Consider the following 18,690-nt stretch of genomic DNA (forward strand, 5'->3'; position numbering starts at 1 on the left):
CCAACACGGCCTCCGAGGGGATTTCCTGCGACGACCCCTACTTCGCCACCGATTCCACCGGATCAATTCCGGGGTTTGGCAACACGCCCTAGGTGTCCGGGGAGAGTAGGGAGGAGCTCGGTGTTGATGGTGCGGAAGAAGCGTTCGATCTTGCCGCGGCCTTGGGGCCGGCCCACCGTGGAGTGGATGATCCGGATGCGCAGCTCAATGGCAGTGCGTTCAAGATGATGGCTGGTGAAGTCGGAGCCGTGGTCGACGTGGAGAACGTCGGGAATGCCGCACATCGCCCACGCGGGATCGGTCTTGCGCCAGATCGCCTGCCGGAGCGCGAGGGCCGTGTTCATCGCGGAAGGGGCACTGGTAAAGACTGTGTATCCGCAGATCGCGCGAGAGTGGTCGTCGATCACGATCGTGAGCCAGGGGCGATCAGGCTTCCCGCCCGCGGCGCTGGTAATGAGGATGTCGAGTTCGGTGTGATCGGCCTGCCAGATCTCGTTGGGGCGGTCGGCTCGGCGGCGGTACACCAGCTCGTGCCGATCGCGATACGCGGCGGGTCCATCCAGCGCGAGCGTCACGAGCGCCGGATCGAGGGACTGCACAATATCTCGGACGGTGGCGTAGCTCGGCACCGCCAGGCCCCGCCGCTCCGCTTCGGTGCTGACAAGGCGATGCAGCGTCGTGAGCGCTGGCCTCGGCCTGGTCAACGCGAGGCGCTCGATGAACGCAACCAATTCGCCCGCCGTGCGACGAGTCCCCGCGTCGGCTCTCGGATGCGGGTTGAGTGCAGTGATGCCGTGGTCGCGGTAGAGCTGCTTCCAGCGTTGCAGCGTGCGCAGGCCGATCCCGGTCTCTCGGGCAAGAGCGGTGAGAGGTATCTGGTCCTCGACATGAAGTCGAAGAATCCGCCACCGCTCCTCGCCGCTCATCGCATCTCTACATGGTGACGCTCTCGCGGCCGGCGAGGGCTTGCTGGTGACGGTAGAGCGTGGCGCGACTCCATCCCACGAGCCGCGCTGCATCCTCGGCAGTGCGACCCTTCGCTCGAGCATCGGCTGCAATCGCAAGCTTGTCGGCAATCACCGCTGGGTCCGACAGTGGTCGACCGAACCGGGTGCCGCTCTGCCTGGCTGCCGCGATGCCAGCATTCACCCGCTCGACAATCAGCTCACGCTCGTACTCAGCGAGCGTGGCGAGCATGTTCAACATCAGCCGACCCGTCGACGTCGCCGGATCTATCCCATCCGAGACGGAGCGCACATGGATACCCCGTTCGCGCAGCAGGTTCACGGTGTTCAACACGTCGATGAGGGAGCGTCCGAGGCGATCGACGCGCCAGACGACGACGGTGTCACCGGGCTCTGCGTGCTCGAGGAGCTTCTTCATCCCACGGCGCTCGATCGCGGTCTTGCTGCCAGAGGTGACATCGGCGAACACGTCGCGCTTCTGAACACCCGCCGCGACGAGAGCGTCGAGCTGCAACTGAGCATCCTGACTCGATGTGCTCACCCGGGTGTATCCAAGAAGTCTCACTCGGCCATTGTGACTCACAAACCCCTCCACGTCACCACGTTGAGACACTTCCCGATGAGACGCGTTGTTGAGACAGGCGCTGACCCGGGATCACACGGAGCAGCCATCACGCAACCAGGATCCGGACGATGTCTCAGAAAACTGTAGCTTTTCGAGATGCCCTGCTGGTGCGTACAACGACGGGTTTACGGTAGCGGCCGCGGGATGACGTTGCAGATGCTGCGCTCCGAGCACGTCGCTGGGTCGACGGCCGAACTGGTGGTGAGCATGTCGACGAGTTCTGTTTCGAGACGGGCGAGTTCTTGTTGACGGACCCTGACTTCATTGAGTTTGCCATCGAGCAGCGAGTGCACGTGCGAGCAGGGCGCCTGCCCGTCTTCCCGGAGAGTGAGGACTCCGGCGATGTCGGCCAGCGTCAATCCGGCAGATTGAGCGGCGCGAATGAATCCGACGCGGGAAGCGACCTCATCGTCATAGACCCGGTATCCATTGCTTTGTCGACTCGGTGCAGAAAGTAGCCCTTCGCGTTCGTAGAAACGAAGGGTCTGGGTGCTGACTCCCGTGGTGGCGGCGAGGTCTCCAATGCGCATACCCCCATTTCACCACTTGACCTTGTACCGGGCTGCAACGTTTACGGTCGATGCATGCAGATCACGTTGCAGTACTTCGATGGGTGCCCGAACTGGGAGACGGCCGCGGATCGCCTCACGGTGATCGCCGCGGAACGATCCGACGTCACGGTGAGCCGGCAGCTCATCGAGACGCAGGAGGAAGCGGAAGCTCTCGACTTCCGCGGGTCCCCGACTCTCCTGGCCGACGGTGTGCCGCTGTTTCCCGCGCCAGAAGCTCCGCCCGGCCTGTCGTGCCGGGTGTATTTGACACCGGCAGGTCTTGCCGGGTCGCCCACGACAGAGCAGATCCGGGACGCCATCAGGACCGTCGAAGCGGGTATCCGGTGAGTGACGCGTTCGATCTGCTGGTCATCGGTGCAGGCATGGCGGGCACGTCCGCTGCGAACAAGTGTGCGGCGCAGGGCTGGCGGGTCGGGATTGTCGACGCGTTGCCCTACGGCGGTACCTGCGCGCTCCGGGGATGCGACCCGAAAAAGATCCTCCGCCGCGGCGCCGAAATCGTCGATGCCGCCCGGCTGATGAACGACACCGGCATTACAGAAGGCGGCCTCCGTGTCGACTGGCCGGCCCTGATGCGGCGCAAGCGCGGCTTCACCGACGGTGTCCCGAAAGGCATGGAAGACGAACTCACCGGCAACGGTGCCACCACTTTTCACGGCCACGCCGAGTTCACTGGCCCGAACACCCTCACCATCGATGGCACTACCCACCACGCCGACCGCTTCCTCATCGCCACCGGGGCCACCCCGAGGCCGTTGACGTTCCCCGGTGCGGCACACCTCATCGACAGCACCCAATTCCTCGACCTCGATGCTCTACCGCAGCGGATCGTGTTCATCGGCGGCGGCTTCATCTCGTTCGAGTTCGCGCACATCGCCGCCCGCGCCGGCGCGCAGTGCACGATCATCGACCACGGCCCGCGACCCCTGCGCGAGTTCGACCCCGACCTGGTGGAGTTGCTGACCTCCCGCACCGAGCAAGCCGGCATCCACGTCTACCGAAACACCAACGTCACCGCCATCGAGGCCGCCCCCGCCGGGTTCCAGATCAGCATCAACACCCACGGCACGACCACCCGTCTTGACGCGGACCTCGTCGTTCATGGAGCAGGTCGCGTCCCCGCCCTCGATGGCCTCCATTTGGACGCTGCCGGTATTGCCGGCAGCCTACGTGGAGTCACCGTCGCCGGGCACCTGCAAAGCACCACCAACCCCGCCGTCTATGCCGCAGGAGACGCCGCCGACACCGCGGGACGTCCCCTGACTCCGGTGGCCGTGTTTGAGGGGAAAGTCGCCGCGTCGAACATGCTCAAAGGAACCACCACAGCACCCGACTACACCGGGGTCCCCACGACCGTGTTCACCATCCCGGAGCTGAACCGGGTCGGCCTCCTCGAAGAAGAAGCCGCCACAAGCCACAACACCGCCGTTCGCTTCACTGACACCAGCAACTGGTACTCCACCTACCGGGTCGCCGAAACCACCGCCGCCGCGAAGATCATCATCGATACCGACACCGATCAGATCCTTGGCGCGCACCTGCTCGGCCCCGGCTACTCCGAACTGATCAACACCTTCGGCATCGCCATCAAACTGGGTCTCACCACCCGGCAACTCAAATCCACCACCGCCACCTACCCCTCCCTCGGCTCCGACCTCGGCTCCCTACTCTGACCAACTAACACACAGAGCCGACTACCTCTGCTTTCCGTCAGTCGCCGGCCAGCCACACCCGTCACTAAGCGATCACAAAACACCGCCAAAAAGCGACAATGTCCACAGGTTGTGAGACACGACTCGCGGAAGCAGCTCGGCGGTGGGGAATCGTCTCATGAACGGTCGTTGGTAAGACTCATCCCGTGATCGATCGCCAGGTTGGCGGATGAGAGGATTCGTTGATCAGCTGCTCTTTCGGAATCCGCCCAAGCGAGGAGCGATGACGTCGACCATGACCCATCGGGCGGTGGGTGCCATCGCTATGGCCCACGCGATGGAGGCCAAGACATCAGTTGGGTAGTGGAGCCCGTCGCTGACGACGGCGAGACCGACGGTGACGGTGGACGCCGTGCCGATGATGAGCGCGATCGGCGCCCCGCGGGTGCCGCGCAGAAGAAGCCAAAAGGCGATGGTGAGGGCGGCGACGAACGCGGTGTGTCCGCTGGGGAAGGACCCATCCGTCTGCGCGGGGGTGAAGGGATGGGCCAGGGTGAGAACGTCCGGTCGGGGGCGGTTCACAATGGCCTTGATGGCAGCGGTGGGCAGCCAGGTCAACGCAACGATGCCTCCGAAGACGACTGCTGTGCGTACGGATCGAAGAACGGCCGCGATTGTGATGAGGACGAGGAGCGTGAGGAAAGCGGCGGAGATGGGCTCGAGTGCGAGATAGATGGCGACCGCCGTCCACCCCCAGGCGCCGATGTGCATGCGGTTGAACGCTTCGACAGCGGGGGCGTCGATGGGTGCCGCCCGGAGGATGAAGCCGAGGGCGGTGAGTGCCAGTCCCACGACGGCGGCGAACCATATGACGCGAGGGCCGCGTGCCGTGGGGTGAAGCAGCGCGCTTCCAACGCGGTGCGTTTGGGATCTCATGTGTTGGCCCCGTTAGTTCCGGCGCTGTCCGGTGTGCGTCGTATGCGGCGGTTGATGATCCATTTGCGGATGATGGCGATGACGACGGGCAGCACAGAAACGAGGACAACGACGATCATGAGTGCGTCGATGTTGTTGACAACGAAAGGGATGCCGCCGAGGGCGAGGCCGATGGCGGTCATGCCGACCACCCAGAGGGTTGCGCCGGTGGTGTTCCAGAGCAGAAATCGCTTGTAGGGCATGTGAGCGGTTCCGGCAGCGACGGGGACGTAGGTGCGCACGATGGGGACGAAACGTCCGAGGACGAGGGATGCGCCGCCGTACTTGTTAAAGAAGCTTTCCGCGTCAAAGAGGCGTTCTGGGCGCAGGACGCGTGCACCGTCTTTGAACATGCGTCGACCGAAGCGTCGCCCGAGCCAGTAGCCGGTCTGGTCACCCAGGATCGCTGCGGGTATCCCGACGAGGAGAACCTGCCATGGCTGGATGCCGAGAGGGCCGGCGAGGACGGCTGCGGTGACTAGCAGGGAGTCCCCGGGTAGGAAGGGGAACAGGACGCCCGATTCGATGAAGATGACGAGCGCGATGCCGACGAGGACCCAGGGCCCGAAAGCGTGAAGGATGGCTGTCGCGTCGGGGAGCACGCTCGCTGTCGGGACGTGGAGGACGGCATTCACAGGAGGGATCATCATGAGGAAAGGGTGTTCAGAAGGGTGCTGAGGGCGCTTTTCTCGGCCGCGGGATCAGGGGCGGAGGCGCGTACGGATTTGAGAACGGTGTCGATCTGACCGTCGAGGACGGTCCACCCGGTGTCATCGAGTGGTTGAAGGGTGGGCTGATCCTCATCCCAGGCTGTCTCGAGGCCGGTAACGCGCGTTTGCGCGCCTGCGTTGTCACCGGCCATGACGAGACCCAAAGTGTCTTCGACGATGGAGCGGTAGTTTGCGACGTTGCCGGCGGGGAAGTTGAGGATGGCCGATTCTCCGGGCGCGAGGGTGACGGCTGTATTGGGACCCTCCTCGCTGGCGGCGGCTGTGCTGTGAGGCTGCGCATGCGCCCAGACGAGGACGGCGGCGGCGACGGCAGCGACCGCGGAGAAGTAGATGAGCACGCCGCGACGACGGCGAGGTGTTGTCAGAGGCGGGCGGGCCTGTGCGTTTTCTGCGGTATCCGTTCGGGTGATGGTCAGGTACACCACGGTGGCGAGGATGGCTCCCAGGAAGAAGATGCTCGTGGGTCCCACGCCGATTCCCAGGCCCCCATCGCGGGCGGGGAACCCCATCCAGTCGCCCAGATTCGCGCCAAGCGGGCGGGTGAGGACGTATGCCAGCCAGAAGGCGAGGACCGGGTTACCTCCCATGCGCCAGCCAGCGATGACTGCGAGCAGAAGGCCGGCAGGAAGAAGGACGGATACTCCTGGGCTCCAACCGGTGAGCTCCAGGATCCCGTCTCCCGCGGCGGTTCCGAGAGCAAACGTCACGAGAATGGCGAGCCAGTAGAAGAGTTCGCGGCGGGTGGTGGTGATGCTATGGATCGAGAGGGTGCGTTGACTAGCCCACCATGCGCCAAACACCGCGGCCAGCACGATCGCGAAAACCGTGGTGCTGACACCGAGGGGGACACCTAGGTCGTCGGTGAGGATGTCCGTGTAGAGGGTGCCGGTGACGCTCACGACCACCACCGTCAGCCAGTAGACAAAGGGCACGTAGCGCCGCAGCGCCAGCTGCCATGAAAGGGCCGCCGCAAGAACCACCGTGAAGATCACGGAAGTTGCTTCCAGCCCCACCCCGAGGGTGGTGTTGATCCAGTCGGCGAAGCTTTCTCCGACCGTGGTGCAGAGGATCTTGATGATCCAAAACCACAAAGTGATCTCGGGCACCTTACTCAGCATGACCCGAGCAGGTGCGGCTTCGGTCGCGGATGAAGTCGTCATACGCGGGACGCTAAAACCCGCGTTCTAAGAACCGACTCAGAATTTGCGCCCGTTCGTGAGAGTCGGAGGAGGCGAGCGGACACAGATCACGTGTGGGCGGCTGGTAGCCACCCACACGTGATCGGGTGATCAGTTCGCCGGAGTGGCGGCGACGTCGTCGGCGGTCTCGCCGTCGTTCGTGCCGTCCTCGACACCCTGATCGTCGGCGGTCTCGCCGTCATTCGTGCCGTCCTCGACACCCTGATCGTCGGCAGTCTCGCCATCGTTCGTGCCGTCCTCGACGGCGGGATTGGAGGACGCGGGCGCGGGCGAGACCACCGATGTGGTCGCGGCCGATGCGGGCAGGGCCATGGCGGCGACTCCTCCTGCGCTGAACAGGACGAGCGTTGCGACGCCGAGTCCGGCGCCCAGCCACTTGCGTTTGACGGTGCTCATGTCGTTCCCTTCTGTGACTCGCGGTGAGTCATGAAGCGATGGTCCCTGGCGGCCTCTAAGAATCCGTAAAGGCTCATCACGGCCATACGCGCGGCGCCGCTGTGTGATTTCTTAGAGCGCACGAGGCAGCCTCGACGGAGCCGATGTCCGTACTTCCGTGGCCGTTCCACACTCGCGGACGAGCCAGAGTGCGACGCGATTGACTGCGCTGGACAAGGGAGAGACAGAATGGCCGACACGGTAGCCACAGTGGCGACACGACCCCGCCTTCTGCTGATCGAGGATGATCCCCAGCTCGGCCCCTTGATGGCGCAGGTTCTCGAGGAGGTGTACGACGTGACGCTCTGTGCGGACGGCGGCGAAGCATTCGATATCGCCATGGAACAGTCATTTGACGCGATGGTGGTCGATCGCCGGTTGCCCACTGTTGACGGGCTCACCATCGTTGAGTCCCTTCGCAGAGCAGGGTCACAGGTGCCGATGCTCATCCTCACGGCCATGGGGACCGTTCAGGACAAAGTCAGGGGACTGGACGCCGGAGCCGCCGACTACCTAGTGAAACCGTTCGAGTTCGACGAATTGTTCGCCCGGCTCCGCGCCATCAGGCGCGTTAGCAGCGGGGAAGGCCCGTTCGTTCGCATCGGCGAGTGGGAGTTCTACCCGGACTCGCGCGCGGTCTACTCGCCGTACGACGGCCGCACCATCCTCACGGAACGTGAAAGCGCCCTCCTGCGATTGCTAGCAACGCACCCGCAACAAACCTTCACTCGCGCTGCGATCCTTCGAGCGGTGTTCTCTCCCGACGACACTCCGGGGACCGTCGACACGTACGTGCACTATCTGCGGAAGAAAACCGAGCCAAGCATCGTCCAGACAGTCCACGGCCGCGGCTACCGACTGGGCCTGGTGTGATCATCCGACGCCCCGCGCACGACCCGGACGCGCAGCTCATACGCTCCGCCGCGCGACGGGTCGCCCTCACCATTACCCTGGCAGTTTCCGCACTCGTCGTTGCCGTCCTGATCGCGGCATTCGCCGTCGTCTTTACCCAGATCCCCCTGCCTGACCTGCTCAACCCGCAGCAGAACGAAACGGTCGTCGACATTCAGGGTCTCGACATCATCGTGGGCGGAGTCAGCGTCGGTCTCATCGCGATCGCCCTCGCCGGCCTGTTGGGATGGCTCGTCACGCGACGGGCAGTTCGGCCCTTGGTGGATGCCCTCCGACGACAGAGGCAATTCGTTGCCGACGCCTCACATGAACTTCGAACTCCGCTGGCCGTATTGGATGCACGTATTCAGTTGCTGCAACGCAGCTCGCGCGCATCGGATCCCCACCAGGAGCTCGTGACACAACTCCGCCAAGACACCCTGTCCGTCATCGGAGTCGTCTCAGACCTTCTCCACGCCGCGGAAGTCCCCACCGGTTCCAAAGCAGAATCAACCCCCGTGGCAACCTGCGTCACATCAGCGGTGTCGGCCATGACCCTCCTCGCGCGCGAACGGGAAGTGCGCATAATCAGCGCTCCCATCGCACCGGAATTGTCCGCCGCGATCCCTGACACCAGCCTGCGACGAAGCCTCATCGCCCTTCTCGACAATGCGATCAAACACTCCCCGGTAGGGACAGCCGTCACCGTGAGCGCGAGCAAGACAGGCGGTCGGGTCCACATCGACGTGAGTGATGAGGGACCCGGTATCCAGGGGATCGCACCGAATCGTGTCTTCGACAGATTCGCGCGATCCGCGGATGCGATTGATGGGGGCGGCTCATCAAGAACGGGATTTGGAATCGGATTGTCACTCGTCCAAGACACGGTGAGCCGCTACGGCGGATCGGCGCAAGTGTCGTCGTCCACCGAGGAGGGCACCACCATGACGCTCACAATCCCCCTGCCTCGGCGACGCACAGGGATCCACTGACGTCCTGCCTGAGACATGACTCGGCTTCGGCGGGCAGCAATCCCAGACTCGGATCGAGCTCGGGGGGAGGTTCCCGCTTCCCACCCCGACCGCACGTACGGCCCCAGAGGCGATAAGCGCTGTGAAGGGCGGCTGCCGGTGGCTGGCGCGGCGCCGCCTCGAACCTCCTCATCGGACGCTGAGCGACGCGGTAAGTGCGACATCTATCGCCGCGATTTACAGCATCACATCTACCCGCCAATCCACGGGATCTTGCCGACGACCTCGGGGGTGGTGCAAAACCGATCGGTTTTGCACGCCCGGTATTCATCGGTGAAAACCGATATGATCGGCGAGTGACGATGACACAAGATCTTGCAGCTGCTGTCTCCCTGTTCCACTCTCTTGCCGATCACAGTCGCCTGTCGATACTGCGTCGGCTGTCAGCCGGTGAAGCTCGGGTGAGGGACCTGACCGATGAGCTCGGCTTGGCGCAATCGACCGTGTCGGAGCACGTTGGATGCCTCCGCGAATGCGGGCTTGTCGTTGCCCGCAGTGAGGGCCGGCAGAACTTTTACTCTGTCTCCACTCCTGAGGTGATCGATGTTCTCGAAGCGGCCGAGCGACTCCTCGCCGCGACGGGTTTCAAGGTCGATCTGTGCAAGACGTACGGGAGCGACGCCCGATGATCGGAACCATCGTGGCCGCCATCGGCCTGTTCGCGGCGACGAACATCGACGACATCGTCGTCCTCACCGTTCTGTTTCTCGCGTCCGCACGCGGAGCCCTCCCGGGATGGAAGGTCGTGGCCGGGCAGTACCTCGGCTTCATCGCCCTGGTCGCAATCAGCAGCCTCGCCGCCGCGGGCCTGACCATCGTCCCGGACGAATGGGTCGGGCTGCTGGGCCTGGTCCCACTTGCGATCGGTGTTTACGGGCTGATTCGTACGCTCCGACGTCGCGGCGACGATGACGGCGACGACGAAAGCTCCATCAGCGCCGGGGGCCTGCTCGGAGTTGCCGGCATCACCATCGCAAACGGCGCCGACAACATCTCGCTGTACACCCCTGTGTTCCGCACCAACCCTGTTCCGGACACCATCGTCACCATCATCGTGTTCTTGGTCCTGGTCGCCGTGTGGTGCCTTGTCGCCCGCTTCGTAGGTACCAGCAAAGCCGTCACAGAAGCCCTCGAGAAGATCGAGCACTGGCTCGTGCCGGCCGTGTTCATCGGGCTGGGCCTGTACATCCTGATCGAGTCCGGCGTGATCGTTCGCCTCATCGAAGTCCTGTCGTGAGCAGATTCACACGCCTCCTCGCTGCCGCTGCTGCCGTAGTTGCCGCCTTCACGGTCGACCAACTCACCAAAGCGTGGGCCCTGTCCTACCTCGACGGAGGCCGTGATATCGACCTTGGGCTGGGCGTATCCCTGCGCCTCGTGTTCAACCCTGGGGTCGCATTCGGTCTCGGCGGCGATGTAGGAGCGCCGCTTGTCGTCGGCGTTATGGTCCTTGTCGCCGCGCTGCTCACGTGGATCGTCATCCGAGTGCTGCGGAGGCAGAGCATGGGCGCTACTGCGCTGCTGGCTGCCGCCGCCGGCGGCGCGATCGGCAACCTGTGGGACCGCACCACACGCGCTGAAACCGGACCGCTCAGCGGAGAGGTCGTCGACTTCATCGCTGTCGACTGGTTCGCCATCTTCAACGTGGCTGACATCTTCACAACCCTCGGCCTGCTCGGGTGGGCAGCCTTGTATCTGCTCCGTCGAGACCACGCTCCCATCAGCGGGAGCACCGGTGACGGTTCCCAGCACCGCGGCTGATCTGGGAACGAGGAGGGCCCGCACGGGTATTCGTGCGGGCCCTTCGCGGGTGGCGGAGGGCGGTGCCCGCCGCGATGCGCGTTACTGCTGGTAGGGGATGAGGCTCAGGCCGCTGTCATCGACGACGAGGATGTCGCCGTTGTTGGTGATGGTGACTGCTTGGGCGGTGCCGTGGATCGTTCCGACTTCGAACCAGTTCTGCGCTCCCGCGGTTGTGGCCCAGATCCGTCCCTGGGTGCCGATACCGACCACGCGGTTGTGGTCCGGGGAGGCGCTGAGCCCGGCAAGAAGGGGAGCATCCGGCCACGCCTGAAATGTGGCAGCCCGATCGGTGCTGACCAGCAGACCGTCCGCGGTGGAGGCCATCACTCGCCCCGCTGCGTCAACGGCAAGCGACATGGCATAGACGGGTGCCCCGGTGGGCTGCCAGGAGACACCGCCGTCTGTGCTGGTGAGCATTTCATTGGCGTCGGTGGCGACGCCGTAGAGCGTTCCGCGGGGGTCCGCGGCGAGGGCGTGAAAGTCTTTCTCGCCTGTGAATGCGGTGGGTTGCCAGCTCTGCCCGTTGTCGGAGCTTCGGATGATGCCCAGGTTGGGGGCTCCCAGCTCGGGCGGGGTGGTCCGACCGGGGTGGCCGGATGCCACGAGTGTGTCGTCGAGGACGGTCAGGCCCATCGCATCGAAGTCCGTCTTCGCCAGGCGGGCGCCCAGCTCACCGTCACGGGTGACGGTGAAGATGCCCTCGTGGGTTCCGATAAGGAATCCATCGGTGGCGGGGTCATCAACGATGCCGTGCACGTGCGTGAGCGGCTGCTCGGGGTGGTCGTCACCGGTGAGGGACGGTGAAGTGGCGCAGCCTGCGAGAGCAAGCGCGACCATGGGGACGAGGGCGGCCAAGGACAGGGCGCGGGTGCGGGAGCCCGGCGCGGTGAGGTTGGTGTGGTGGTGCTGCATGGGGGTGCGTTTCGTCTGATCGGGTGGTGGGGCGCGGTGGTTTTCGCACCCCACCACGGGTGATCAGAGAGTGGCCAGAAGCTCCTCCATGGTGGCGATCTCGGACGTTTGCGATTCGACGATCTGGTTGGCCAGGGCGACGGCGTCACTGTTTTGGCCGTTGCCGGTTTCTTCTTGCGCCATCTCGATCGCACCGCGGTGGTGCTCGATCATTTGCTGGAGGAACAGGCGGGCAGCGTCCGTACCGGTGGCCTGCTCGAGCGACTGCATGTCTTCTTCGCTCATCATGCCGCCGCCGTGGTCCATGCTGCCGGTGTCGGGGGCGCTGGCGCCCCAGTCCTCCAACCAGCCTTCCATCTGCGCGATTTCAGGTTCCTGGGCGGCCTTGATCTGCTCCGCCAGCGCGGTCACCCGCTCGTCGATGCCGTCTTTGGCCAGGAGGGTGTCGGACATCTCGATCGCTTGCGTGTGGTGCTCGATCATCATGGTGGCGAACATGACGTCCGCTTCGTTGGCGTCAGCAGATTGCGCGGGGGTAGCGCTGCTGCTGCTTCCGTGGTCCATTCCGGGCATGCTGCCGCCGGAGGTGGTTCCGCCGGAGCATCCGGCGAGGACGAGAAGGCTGGTGAGGGTGAGCGCGGCGGTCGCCGCGGCGCGGGTGTTCATGGTGGTGTTCTCCATTAGTCAGTGATGAGGCGCGACGGTTGTCGAGCCGGAAGGTGCGTTGCCCGCATGGAGGCGGGCGGACGCGTCATCACGTGCGACTGATGCAGAGAACGGTAAGTGAGGGTGGCGGAACCGGGTGGGCCGATGCGGGCGATCGGGGGTGGATCATGGCGAGTACGTCGTCTCGCAGGGTGATCCGCCAGCCGATGCGCAGCCGCGCGAACAGGATCACGCTGACAAGCAGCGCGAGAACGCAGACCATCCAGGTCATCGCGTGATCGTCGCCGCAGTCGGTGCAGCCTGCATGATCCGTGGCGGCGGTGGTGGTGTTCACCGCTGCGGTACCGGGAGAGGCGTCGTGGTGGGCGCTGGGTGGTGCCGGCTCGGCGCTGACGGCCACCGTGCCGCCGTGGCCGGCGGTGGTGGCGTGGGTGTTGAGGGAGTGCATGGCCAGGAGCCCCGCGATGACGGCGCCGACGACAGCCACCATCATCAGGAGGGTGCGGGTGACCGCGCGCTGGCCACGCAACTGGTGTGCAAGGGCAATCAGCGACATTCTCACCTCCTGATGGATTTCTAGGCTAACTTTTCCCGGCAGTGACGGCGGGCTCTGGACCCGTCGGGGTGGGTCGTTGGTGTGCCGCGGTTACAACGCCGCGAGAAGGTCGGTGCACGCCTGCTCACAGCGACGGCACGCCTCTGCGCAGACGCGGCAGTGCTCGTGCATGTCGGCGTGCTGCTCGCATTCCTGCGCGCAGGAGGCACACGCGGTGCGGCACGCCTCCACAACAGCGCGAACCACATCGGCGTCCATCGTCGTCTGTCGAGAAAGCACCGCACCGGTCGCGGCGCATACGTCGGCGCAGTTGGCGTTCTTGGTGATGCACGTCACCAGCTCGGCCACCATGTCCTCCGACAAGCAAGCGTCGGCACACGCGGTGCAGGTCTGCGCGCACTCGATGCACGCCTGGATACAGCGGGCGAGGGCGTCCGCAGCGTCAATGGTTCCGGCCTTGGGGTGCGTGGTGAGCATCTGGTCAACAGCAGTCATGGTCGCTGGTCCTTTCCCGGGGACCGTCCCCGGCGCCTGCCACGATAAAAGCGGGCGCCGAGCGCGATCCGGGGGTTGCGGGCGCGGGGAAACTACTTCGCGGCGACGGCTTGCGGGCTGAGGTCGAGCCGGCGAAGAAGTTGCGCGTTGAGTGCGACGACGATCGTGGACAGCGACATCAGGATCGCTCCGACGGACATGGGGAGGACGAACCCGATAGGGGCGAGCACTCCGGCGGCGAGGGGGACGGAGATGAGGTTGTATCCGGCGGCCCACCACAGGTTCTGCTTCATCTTCCGATAGCTGGCCCGCGACAGGTCGATCACGGACAGCACGGAGCGGGGGTCGTCGCTGGCGAGGATGACCCCGGCGGACGCGATGGCGACGTCGGTGCCCGCGCCGATGGCGATACCGACATCGGCTTGCGCGAGGGCGGGTGCGTCGTTCACCCCGTCACCGACCATGGCGACCTTGCGGGATTCGTTCTGGAGCTGCTTGACCTTGGATGCTTTGTCTTCTGGGCGGACCCCGGCGAAGTAGCGGTCGATGCCGAGGTCGGCGGCGACGGAGGCGGCAACCGCTTCGGCGTCTCCGGTGATCATGACCACCTGCACGCCCCGCTGGTGCAGTGCGTCGACCGCGGCGCGCGATTCGGGGCGGATCTCGTCCGCCAGGCGCAGCGCTCCTGCCACCTGCCCGTCGATGAGGACGTGGAGGATGATCGCACCCTCCTTGCGCCACTCGTTCGCGATCGACCGCTCAGCGGCCTTCTCCTGCTCGAGCATGTAGGGGCCGCCGACCTGGACGGTGCGCCCGGTGACCTGCGCGCGGACACCGACGGCCGGTGACGATTCAAAGTCGTTGGAGGAGGGGACGGTGAGCTGCTTCTCTTTCGCGGCGTTCACGATCGCCCGAGCAAGGGGGTGTTCAGAGTCCGCCTCGGCGGCGGCGGCCAAGGCCAGCAGTTCGTCTGCATCGACCCCTTCGGCAGGGTCGATCGCGGTGACGGCCGGCGTTCCCTTGGTGAGTGTGCCGGTCTTGTCGAACAGCACCGTGTCGACGGTGCGCATGCTTTCCAGCGCGAGACGGTCCTTGATCAGAACACCGCCGCGCGCGGCACGCTCCGTGGCGATCGACACGACGAGCGGGATCGCCAGCCCCAAGGCGTGCGGGCAGGCGATGACCAGAACGGTGATGGTGCGGATGACCGCTTCGTCGGGGAATCCCACCAGGGACCACACCAAGGCGGTGACCGCGGCCGCGCCGAGCGCGAACCAGAACAGCCACCCCGCAGCACGGTCCGCGAGCCGCTGCGCGCGAGAGGAGGAGTTTTGAGCCTCAGTGACGAGCTTCTGGATGCCCGCGAGGGCGGTGTCCTGCCCGACCGCGGTGATTTCTACGCGAACTCCGGAATCGGTAGCGACCGTGCCGGCAACCACCTGATCGCCGTCGCCGCGGCGAACCGGACGGGATTCTCCGGTAATCATCGACTCGTCCATGCTGGCCGAGCCCTGCACGATCCGCCCATCCGCGGGAACCCGCCCACCGGGGCGGACCACAACCACGTCACCGACCTGCAGCTCAGCGGGGGCGACGGTGACGGTGGTTTCCCCGTCCACCTTCTCGGCCTCGTCGGGCAGGAGCGCGGCGAGGGAGTCGAGGGCGGAGGTGGTCTGGGCGAGGGATCGCATCTCGATCCAGTGCCCGAGAAGCATGATGACGACCAGCAGCGCCAGCTCCCACCAGAAGTCCAACTCGTGGTGCAACAGCCCGAGGCTTGCCCCCCAGGACGCGAGGAACGCGACGGTGATCGCGAGGGCAATGAGAAGCATCATGCCGGGCTTGCGGGCGCGCAGCTCGCTGACGGCGCCGGTAAGGAACGGGGCGCCACCCCAGACATACATGACGGTCCCGAGAATCGGGGACACCCATCCCACCCACGCCGCGTCCGGCAGCGGGTAGCCGATCAGCATCGAGAACATGCTGGAGAAAGCCACGACCGGCACCGCGAGAACCAGCATGATCCAGAACAGCCGCCGGAACCGGGCGACGTGATCACCGTGACCGGCGTGACCGCCGTGGTCGGCGTGACCGTGCCCGGCGTGCCCCGCCGCAGGTGCCCGATCATCCGTGCCGTGCGGGTGGCCCATCGCTACGTGGTCGTGTACTGCCGTTGCCGCCGGAGCGTTGTGGCCCTGGTGGTTCGTGCGGGCCGAGTGGTTGTGATGTTCGTGCTGGCTCATGGGAGCCTCCTTCGCTGGGTGCGCCGCCACGGCGCACGATTCAGGTTCGGTTGGGGCATGGGAGTGCGGGCGATGTGCACGGGTGCCGGCTCGGGGCGGAACCGGCGCAGCCGGAGGCTGTTGGTCACGACGAACACCGACGACAGCGCCATGGCCGCCGCGGCGACGAGCGGGTTCAGCAGCCCGGCCATGGCGATCGGGATGGCGGCGACGTTGTAGGCGAAGGCCCAGAACAGATTGCTCTTGATGGTGCGGAGGGTGCGGCGGGAGAGTCGGATCGCGTCGGCCACGACGGTCAGGTCGCCGGAGACGATCGTGATGTCACTGGCGGCGATCGCCGCGTCCGTGCCGCCCCCCATCGCAAGGCCGAGGTCGGCTGCGGCGAGGGCCGCGGCGTCGTTGACGCCGTCACCGACCATTGCGACCACGTGGCCATCGTTTTGGAGCCGGCGGATCACTTCGAGCTTCCCGGCGGGGGTGACGCCGGCGTGCACGTCGGAGATGCCGACCTCAGCGGCGATCCGTGCGGCCGTGGTGTCGTTGTCGCCGGTGAGGAGCACCGGGCGCAGCCCGAGTGCGCGGAACAGTGCGATGGCGGTCGAGCTGGTCGGCTTCACCGTGTCCGCCACGCCGATCGCGCCCAGGTACCGCCCGTCGCGGCCGACCGCGATTGCGGTACTGGTACGAGCGAGCGTGTTCAGCTCCGCTGCGGCCTCCGACGGTGGGTGGATGCCCCACTGCTCGGCCAGCCAGGAGGCGCGGCCCGCGACCACCGCGGCGCCGTCCACGACCCCCTGCACACCGAACCCGGCGTGCGAGGCGAAGCTGTCCGCATATGCACCAGGCGCGGTGGCGGTGATCGCGCGGGCGACGGGATGCTCGGAGCCCGCCTCGACCGCAGCGGCGACCCGCAGCAGCTCGTCCCGGGTGACACCAGGGGCGGGGTGAACGGTGGTGACGGTCATCTTGCCGGTGGTCACGGTGCCGGTCTTGTCGAGCACGATGGTGTCGACGGTGCGGGTCTGCTCCAGCACCTGCGGTCCACGGATCAAGATTCCCAGCTGCGAGCCCCGGCCGGTGCCCACCAAGAGGGCGGTGGGGGTGGCGAGGCCAAGCGCGCACGGGCACGCGATGATCAGTGTCGCGACCGCGGCGGTGAACGCTTGTTCCAGCGATGCCCCAGCGATCATCCAGCCGACGAAGGCGGCGGCGGCAAGTCCGATGACGATCGGGACGAACACGGCCGACACCCGGTCAGCGATGCGTTGCACCTTGGCCTTGCCGGTTTGGGCTTCCTCCATCAGCCGGCGCATGCGCGCGAGCTCGGTGTCGGCGCCGACCCGGGTGATTTCTACGGTGAGGCGGCCGCCGACATTCACCGTCGCTCCTACGACACGCGACCCAGTCGTCACCTCGACGGGGACTGATTCTCCGGTGAGCATGCTGGCATCGACGGCGGAGGCACCATCGATCACCAGCCCGTCGGAGGGAATCTTCTCCCCCGGTCGAACGAGCACAGTGTCTCCGACCGACAGCTGCGCGACCAGCACCATCCGTTCGGCGCCGTCGACGAGCTGCGTGGCGTGCTTCGCGCCCATCTCCAGCAGCGCCCGCAACGCCTCCGACGATGACTTTCTCGCGCGCGCTTCGGCATACCGCCCGGCCAGGATAAAGACGGTGACCAGCGCGGCCACTTCCAGATAGATTTCGTGGCCCCCGGCCTGCGGGGTACCGACAAGGGTGAACGTCATCGTCATGCCGGGCACGCCTGCGCCACCGAAGAACAGCGCGTAAAGGGACCACCCGAACGCGGCGATGACACCAACGCTGATGAGGGTGTCCATGGTCGCCGCGCCGTGTCGGGCGTTGACGGCCGCGGCCCGGTGGAACGGCCACGCGCCCCAAACCGCCACCGGGGCGGTAAGAGTAAGGGCAAGCCACTGCCAGTACTCGAACTGCAACGCCGGGACCATCGACAACACTGCCACCGGCAGCGACAGGGCGGCACTAATCAGCAGACGCCGCCGAAGCGCCCCGACCTCGCCGTCCTCTCGGTTTGGGGTGTTCTCATCGATATCACCGCTCGGTGGCGGTGCGGGGAGAGCCGCCTGGTACCCCGCGGATTCGACGGCGGCGATCAGGGTGGCAGGGTCGACGTCGTTCCCGCGAACACGTGCTTTTTCGGTGGCGTAGTTCACCGTTGCCTCCACACCGGGAAGCTTGTTCAGCTTGCGTTCAATCCGGGTCGCACACGACGCGCATGTCATCCCGGAAATATCGAGTTCGACGTCGACCGCGCTCATGCGGGTGCGCCGGCCAGGGTGTAGCCGGCCTCCTCCACCGCGGCCCGCACTGCGGCAGCATCGATCGGGGTCAAGCTGTGGATGGTGACGCGCGACGTACCGCCGGCGTTGAGGTCTACCGTGACGTTCTCTACACCGTCGATCGCAGTCAGCTCCTCCGTGACGCTCGACACGCAGTGCGAGCATGTCATTCCGGTCACCAGGACGTCTTCTGTCACCGTCGCCGCGGTGGACGCGGGTGCGTCTGTCGCGTCGGACGTGGCGCAGCAAGCGCAGCCGGCGTTGGTGTCTTTCAGGCCGAGGTCGATGCGGTCGGTCATGATTTGCTCCTCTGGGGTCGGTGCGGGATCAGGAACGGACGAGCCGTGCAATCGCGTCGTTGGCCTCACGAATCTTCTCTGCGGCAACCTGGCCGCCCTCTGCGCTCGCCTCCGCGACGCAGTGGCGGAGGTGATCCCCGAGCAGGGATAGAGCAACCGTCTCCAAAGCCTTCGTCGCGGCGGAGACCTGCGTAAGGATGTCGATGCAGTACTTGTCTTCATCGACCATTCGGGCGATCCCTCGTACCTGACCCTCGACGCGACGCAGCCGCTTCTGGAGGTCGTCTTTGTTGCCCTCGTATCCGTTCACCTAGAT

Annotated in this window: 22 protein-coding genes; 7 read left to right on the top strand and 15 right to left on the bottom strand. The window is 65.7% G+C overall.

Translation table 11 applies throughout. The features are described 5' to 3' along the window. Positions 1 to 62 precede the first annotated feature (62 nt). From BGO45_RS11440 to BGO45_RS11450, 3 genes are all read right to left on the bottom strand, one after another. Positions 63 to 926, bottom strand: a complete 864-nt coding sequence (locus BGO45_RS11440) for a DDE-type integrase/transposase/recombinase (RefSeq protein WP_366515009.1) — start codon at positions 924 to 926, stop codon at positions 63 to 65. Positions 927 to 933: 7 nt separating this feature from the next. Continuing rightward, complete coding sequence (locus tag BGO45_RS11445) at positions 934 to 1,530, bottom strand: recombinase family protein (protein ID WP_292694343.1); 597 nt, start codon at positions 1,528 to 1,530, stop codon at positions 934 to 936. 185 nt (positions 1,531 to 1,715) lie between these two features. After that, positions 1,716 to 2,120 carry a heavy metal-responsive transcriptional regulator gene (locus tag BGO45_RS11450; protein WP_183151636.1) on the bottom strand — a complete coding sequence of 135 codons (405 nt, stop codon included), beginning with the start codon at positions 2,118 to 2,120 and terminating at the stop codon, positions 1,716 to 1,718. Between the two features lie 54 nt (positions 2,121 to 2,174). Between BGO45_RS11450 and BGO45_RS11455 the strand changes: the two genes are divergently transcribed. Next, positions 2,175 to 2,489 (top strand): hypothetical protein, encoded by a 315-nt coding sequence (locus BGO45_RS11455; protein WP_060921760.1) that lies wholly within the window; start codon positions 2,175 to 2,177, stop codon positions 2,487 to 2,489. Further along, positions 2,486 to 3,835 carry an NAD(P)/FAD-dependent oxidoreductase gene (locus BGO45_RS11460; RefSeq protein WP_082750005.1) on the top strand — a complete coding sequence of 450 codons (1,350 nt, stop codon included), beginning with the start codon at positions 2,486 to 2,488 and terminating at the stop codon, positions 3,833 to 3,835. Before BGO45_RS11455 ends, BGO45_RS11460 begins: the two co-directional genes overlap by 4 nt. 225 nt (positions 3,836 to 4,060) lie before the next feature. Here the strand turns inward: BGO45_RS11460 and BGO45_RS11465 are convergent, their stop codons facing one another. The 4 genes from BGO45_RS11465 to BGO45_RS11480 all read right to left on the bottom strand — a co-directional run bounded on the left by BGO45_RS11465 (position 4,061) and on the right by BGO45_RS11480 (position 7,115). Continuing rightward, a complete protein-coding gene (locus BGO45_RS11465; RefSeq protein WP_292694360.1) occupies positions 4,061 to 4,666 on the bottom strand; it encodes a phosphatase PAP2 family protein in 606 nt (201 codons plus the stop codon). 80 nt (positions 4,667 to 4,746) lie between these two features. Further along, positions 4,747 to 5,439 carry a DedA family protein gene (locus BGO45_RS11470; RefSeq protein WP_366515010.1) on the bottom strand — a complete coding sequence of 231 codons (693 nt, stop codon included), beginning with the start codon at positions 5,437 to 5,439 and terminating at the stop codon, positions 4,747 to 4,749. After that, the gene (locus tag BGO45_RS11475) at positions 5,436 to 6,680 is read right to left on the bottom strand and encodes a hypothetical protein (protein WP_292694365.1); all 1,245 of its coding nucleotides are present in this window, start codon (positions 6,678 to 6,680) and stop codon (positions 5,436 to 5,438) included. The genes BGO45_RS11470 and BGO45_RS11475 overlap by 4 nt, the downstream gene beginning before the upstream one ends. Positions 6,681 to 6,809: 129 nt before the next feature. After that, on the bottom strand, positions 6,810 to 7,115 hold the full coding sequence (locus BGO45_RS11480) for a hypothetical protein (RefSeq protein WP_292694367.1): 306 nt from the start codon (positions 7,113 to 7,115) through the stop codon (positions 6,810 to 6,812). A gap of 228 nt (positions 7,116 to 7,343) precedes the next feature. On the opposite strand from BGO45_RS11480, the gene BGO45_RS11485 reads away from it, so the two are divergent. The 5 genes from BGO45_RS11485 (at position 7,344) to BGO45_RS11505 (ending at position 10,837) form a co-directional block, all read left to right on the top strand. Beyond that, a complete protein-coding gene (locus BGO45_RS11485; protein ID WP_292694370.1) occupies positions 7,344 to 8,027 on the top strand; it encodes a response regulator transcription factor in 684 nt (227 codons plus the stop codon). After that, on the top strand, positions 8,024 to 9,037 hold the full coding sequence (locus BGO45_RS11490; protein WP_292694375.1) for a sensor histidine kinase KdpD: 1,014 nt from the start codon (positions 8,024 to 8,026) through the stop codon (positions 9,035 to 9,037). Before BGO45_RS11485 ends, BGO45_RS11490 begins: the two co-directional genes overlap by 4 nt. Positions 9,038 to 9,378: 341 nt before the next feature. Further along, positions 9,379 to 9,705, top strand: a complete 327-nt coding sequence (locus tag BGO45_RS11495) for a helix-turn-helix transcriptional regulator (RefSeq protein ID WP_058233674.1) — start codon at positions 9,379 to 9,381, stop codon at positions 9,703 to 9,705. Beyond that, a complete protein-coding gene (locus BGO45_RS11500) occupies positions 9,702 to 10,313 on the top strand; it encodes a cadmium resistance transporter (protein WP_160897565.1) in 612 nt (203 codons plus the stop codon). The genes BGO45_RS11495 and BGO45_RS11500 overlap by 4 nt, the downstream gene beginning before the upstream one ends. Then, positions 10,310 to 10,837, top strand: coding sequence for a signal peptidase II (locus tag BGO45_RS11505; RefSeq protein WP_058233650.1), 528 nt, complete (start codon positions 10,310 to 10,312; stop codon positions 10,835 to 10,837). The genes BGO45_RS11500 and BGO45_RS11505 overlap by 4 nt, the downstream gene beginning before the upstream one ends. An 81-nt stretch (positions 10,838 to 10,918) precedes the next feature. Here BGO45_RS11505 and BGO45_RS11510 read toward each other — a convergent pair whose 3' ends face one another. The 8 genes from BGO45_RS11510 to BGO45_RS11545 all read right to left on the bottom strand — a co-directional run bounded on the left by BGO45_RS11510 (position 10,919) and on the right by BGO45_RS11545 (position 18,684). Beyond that, positions 10,919 to 11,791 carry a F510_1955 family glycosylhydrolase gene (locus BGO45_RS11510; protein ID WP_278100873.1) on the bottom strand — a complete coding sequence of 291 codons (873 nt, stop codon included), beginning with the start codon at positions 11,789 to 11,791 and terminating at the stop codon, positions 10,919 to 10,921. A 63-nt stretch (positions 11,792 to 11,854) separates the two neighbouring features. After that, on the bottom strand, positions 11,855 to 12,457 hold the full coding sequence (locus BGO45_RS11515) for a DUF305 domain-containing protein (RefSeq protein ID WP_058233676.1): 603 nt from the start codon (positions 12,455 to 12,457) through the stop codon (positions 11,855 to 11,857). A gap of 88 nt (positions 12,458 to 12,545) precedes the next feature. Continuing rightward, positions 12,546 to 13,013: a DUF6153 family protein gene (locus BGO45_RS11520; protein ID WP_292694386.1), complete on the bottom strand. Its 468-nt coding sequence runs from the start codon at positions 13,011 to 13,013 to the stop codon at positions 12,546 to 12,548. 90 nt (positions 13,014 to 13,103) lie between these two features. Then, on the bottom strand, positions 13,104 to 13,508 hold the full coding sequence (locus tag BGO45_RS11525; RefSeq protein WP_058233652.1) for a four-helix bundle copper-binding protein: 405 nt from the start codon (positions 13,506 to 13,508) through the stop codon (positions 13,104 to 13,106). Between the two features lie 92 nt (positions 13,509 to 13,600). After that, positions 13,601 to 15,658: a heavy metal translocating P-type ATPase gene (locus BGO45_RS11530; RefSeq protein ID WP_292695164.1), complete on the bottom strand. Its 2,058-nt coding sequence runs from the start codon at positions 15,656 to 15,658 to the stop codon at positions 13,601 to 13,603. Positions 15,659 to 15,747: 89 nt separating this feature from the next. Then, a complete protein-coding gene (locus BGO45_RS11535; RefSeq protein WP_292694390.1) occupies positions 15,748 to 18,054 on the bottom strand; it encodes a cation-translocating P-type ATPase in 2,307 nt (768 codons plus the stop codon). Continuing rightward, a complete protein-coding gene (locus BGO45_RS11540) occupies positions 18,051 to 18,374 on the bottom strand; it encodes a cation transporter (RefSeq protein WP_292694393.1) in 324 nt (107 codons plus the stop codon). Before BGO45_RS11540 ends, BGO45_RS11535 begins: the two co-directional genes overlap by 4 nt. Positions 18,375 to 18,402: 28 nt before the next feature. Then, positions 18,403 to 18,684 carry a metal-sensitive transcriptional regulator gene (locus BGO45_RS11545; protein ID WP_058233655.1) on the bottom strand — a complete coding sequence of 94 codons (282 nt, stop codon included), beginning with the start codon at positions 18,682 to 18,684 and terminating at the stop codon, positions 18,403 to 18,405. Positions 18,685 to 18,690: the final 6 nt, after the last annotated feature.

The organism is Microbacterium sp. 71-36, assembly GCF_001898305.1.
In the GTDB taxonomy this organism is placed as follows: Bacteria; Actinomycetota; Actinomycetes; order Actinomycetales; family Microbacteriaceae; genus Microbacterium.

Excerpts from the sequence above, each read along its gene's own strand:
- BGO45_RS11440 (WP_366515009.1), bottom strand. The coding sequence starts at position 926 with ATGAGCGGCGAGGAGCGGTGGCGGATTCTTCGACTTCATGTCGAGGAC.
- BGO45_RS11540 (WP_292694393.1), bottom strand. The coding sequence starts at position 18,374 with ATGACCGACCGCATCGACCTCGGCCTGAAAGACACCAACGCCGGCTGC.
- BGO45_RS11525 (WP_058233652.1), bottom strand. The coding sequence starts at position 13,508 with ATGACTGCTGTTGACCAGATGCTCACCACGCACCCCAAGGCCGGAACC.
- BGO45_RS11520 (WP_292694386.1), bottom strand. The coding sequence starts at position 13,013 with ATGTCGCTGATTGCCCTTGCACACCAGTTGCGTGGCCAGCGCGCGGTC.
- BGO45_RS11510 (WP_278100873.1), bottom strand. The coding sequence starts at position 11,791 with ATGCAGCACCACCACACCAACCTCACCGCGCCGGGCTCCCGCACCCGC.
- BGO45_RS11535 (WP_292694390.1), bottom strand. The coding sequence starts at position 18,054 with ATGAGCGCGGTCGACGTCGAACTCGATATTTCCGGGATGACATGCGCG.
- BGO45_RS11485 (WP_292694370.1), top strand. The coding sequence starts at position 7,344 with ATGGCCGACACGGTAGCCACAGTGGCGACACGACCCCGCCTTCTGCTG.
- BGO45_RS11530 (WP_292695164.1), bottom strand. The coding sequence starts at position 15,658 with ATGGGCCACCCGCACGGCACGGATGATCGGGCACCTGCGGCGGGGCAC.
- BGO45_RS11515 (WP_058233676.1), bottom strand. The coding sequence starts at position 12,457 with ATGAACACCCGCGCCGCGGCGACCGCCGCGCTCACCCTCACCAGCCTT.
- BGO45_RS11450 (WP_183151636.1), bottom strand. The coding sequence starts at position 2,120 with ATGCGCATTGGAGACCTCGCCGCCACCACGGGAGTCAGCACCCAGACC.
- BGO45_RS11470 (WP_366515010.1), bottom strand. The coding sequence starts at position 5,439 with ATGATGATCCCTCCTGTGAATGCCGTCCTCCACGTCCCGACAGCGAGC.
- BGO45_RS11500 (WP_160897565.1), top strand. The coding sequence starts at position 9,702 with ATGATCGGAACCATCGTGGCCGCCATCGGCCTGTTCGCGGCGACGAAC.
- BGO45_RS11495 (WP_058233674.1), top strand. The coding sequence starts at position 9,379 with ATGACACAAGATCTTGCAGCTGCTGTCTCCCTGTTCCACTCTCTTGCC.
- BGO45_RS11455 (WP_060921760.1), top strand. The coding sequence starts at position 2,175 with ATGCAGATCACGTTGCAGTACTTCGATGGGTGCCCGAACTGGGAGACG.
- BGO45_RS11480 (WP_292694367.1), bottom strand. The coding sequence starts at position 7,115 with ATGAGCACCGTCAAACGCAAGTGGCTGGGCGCCGGACTCGGCGTCGCA.
- BGO45_RS11475 (WP_292694365.1), bottom strand. The coding sequence starts at position 6,680 with ATGACGACTTCATCCGCGACCGAAGCCGCACCTGCTCGGGTCATGCTG.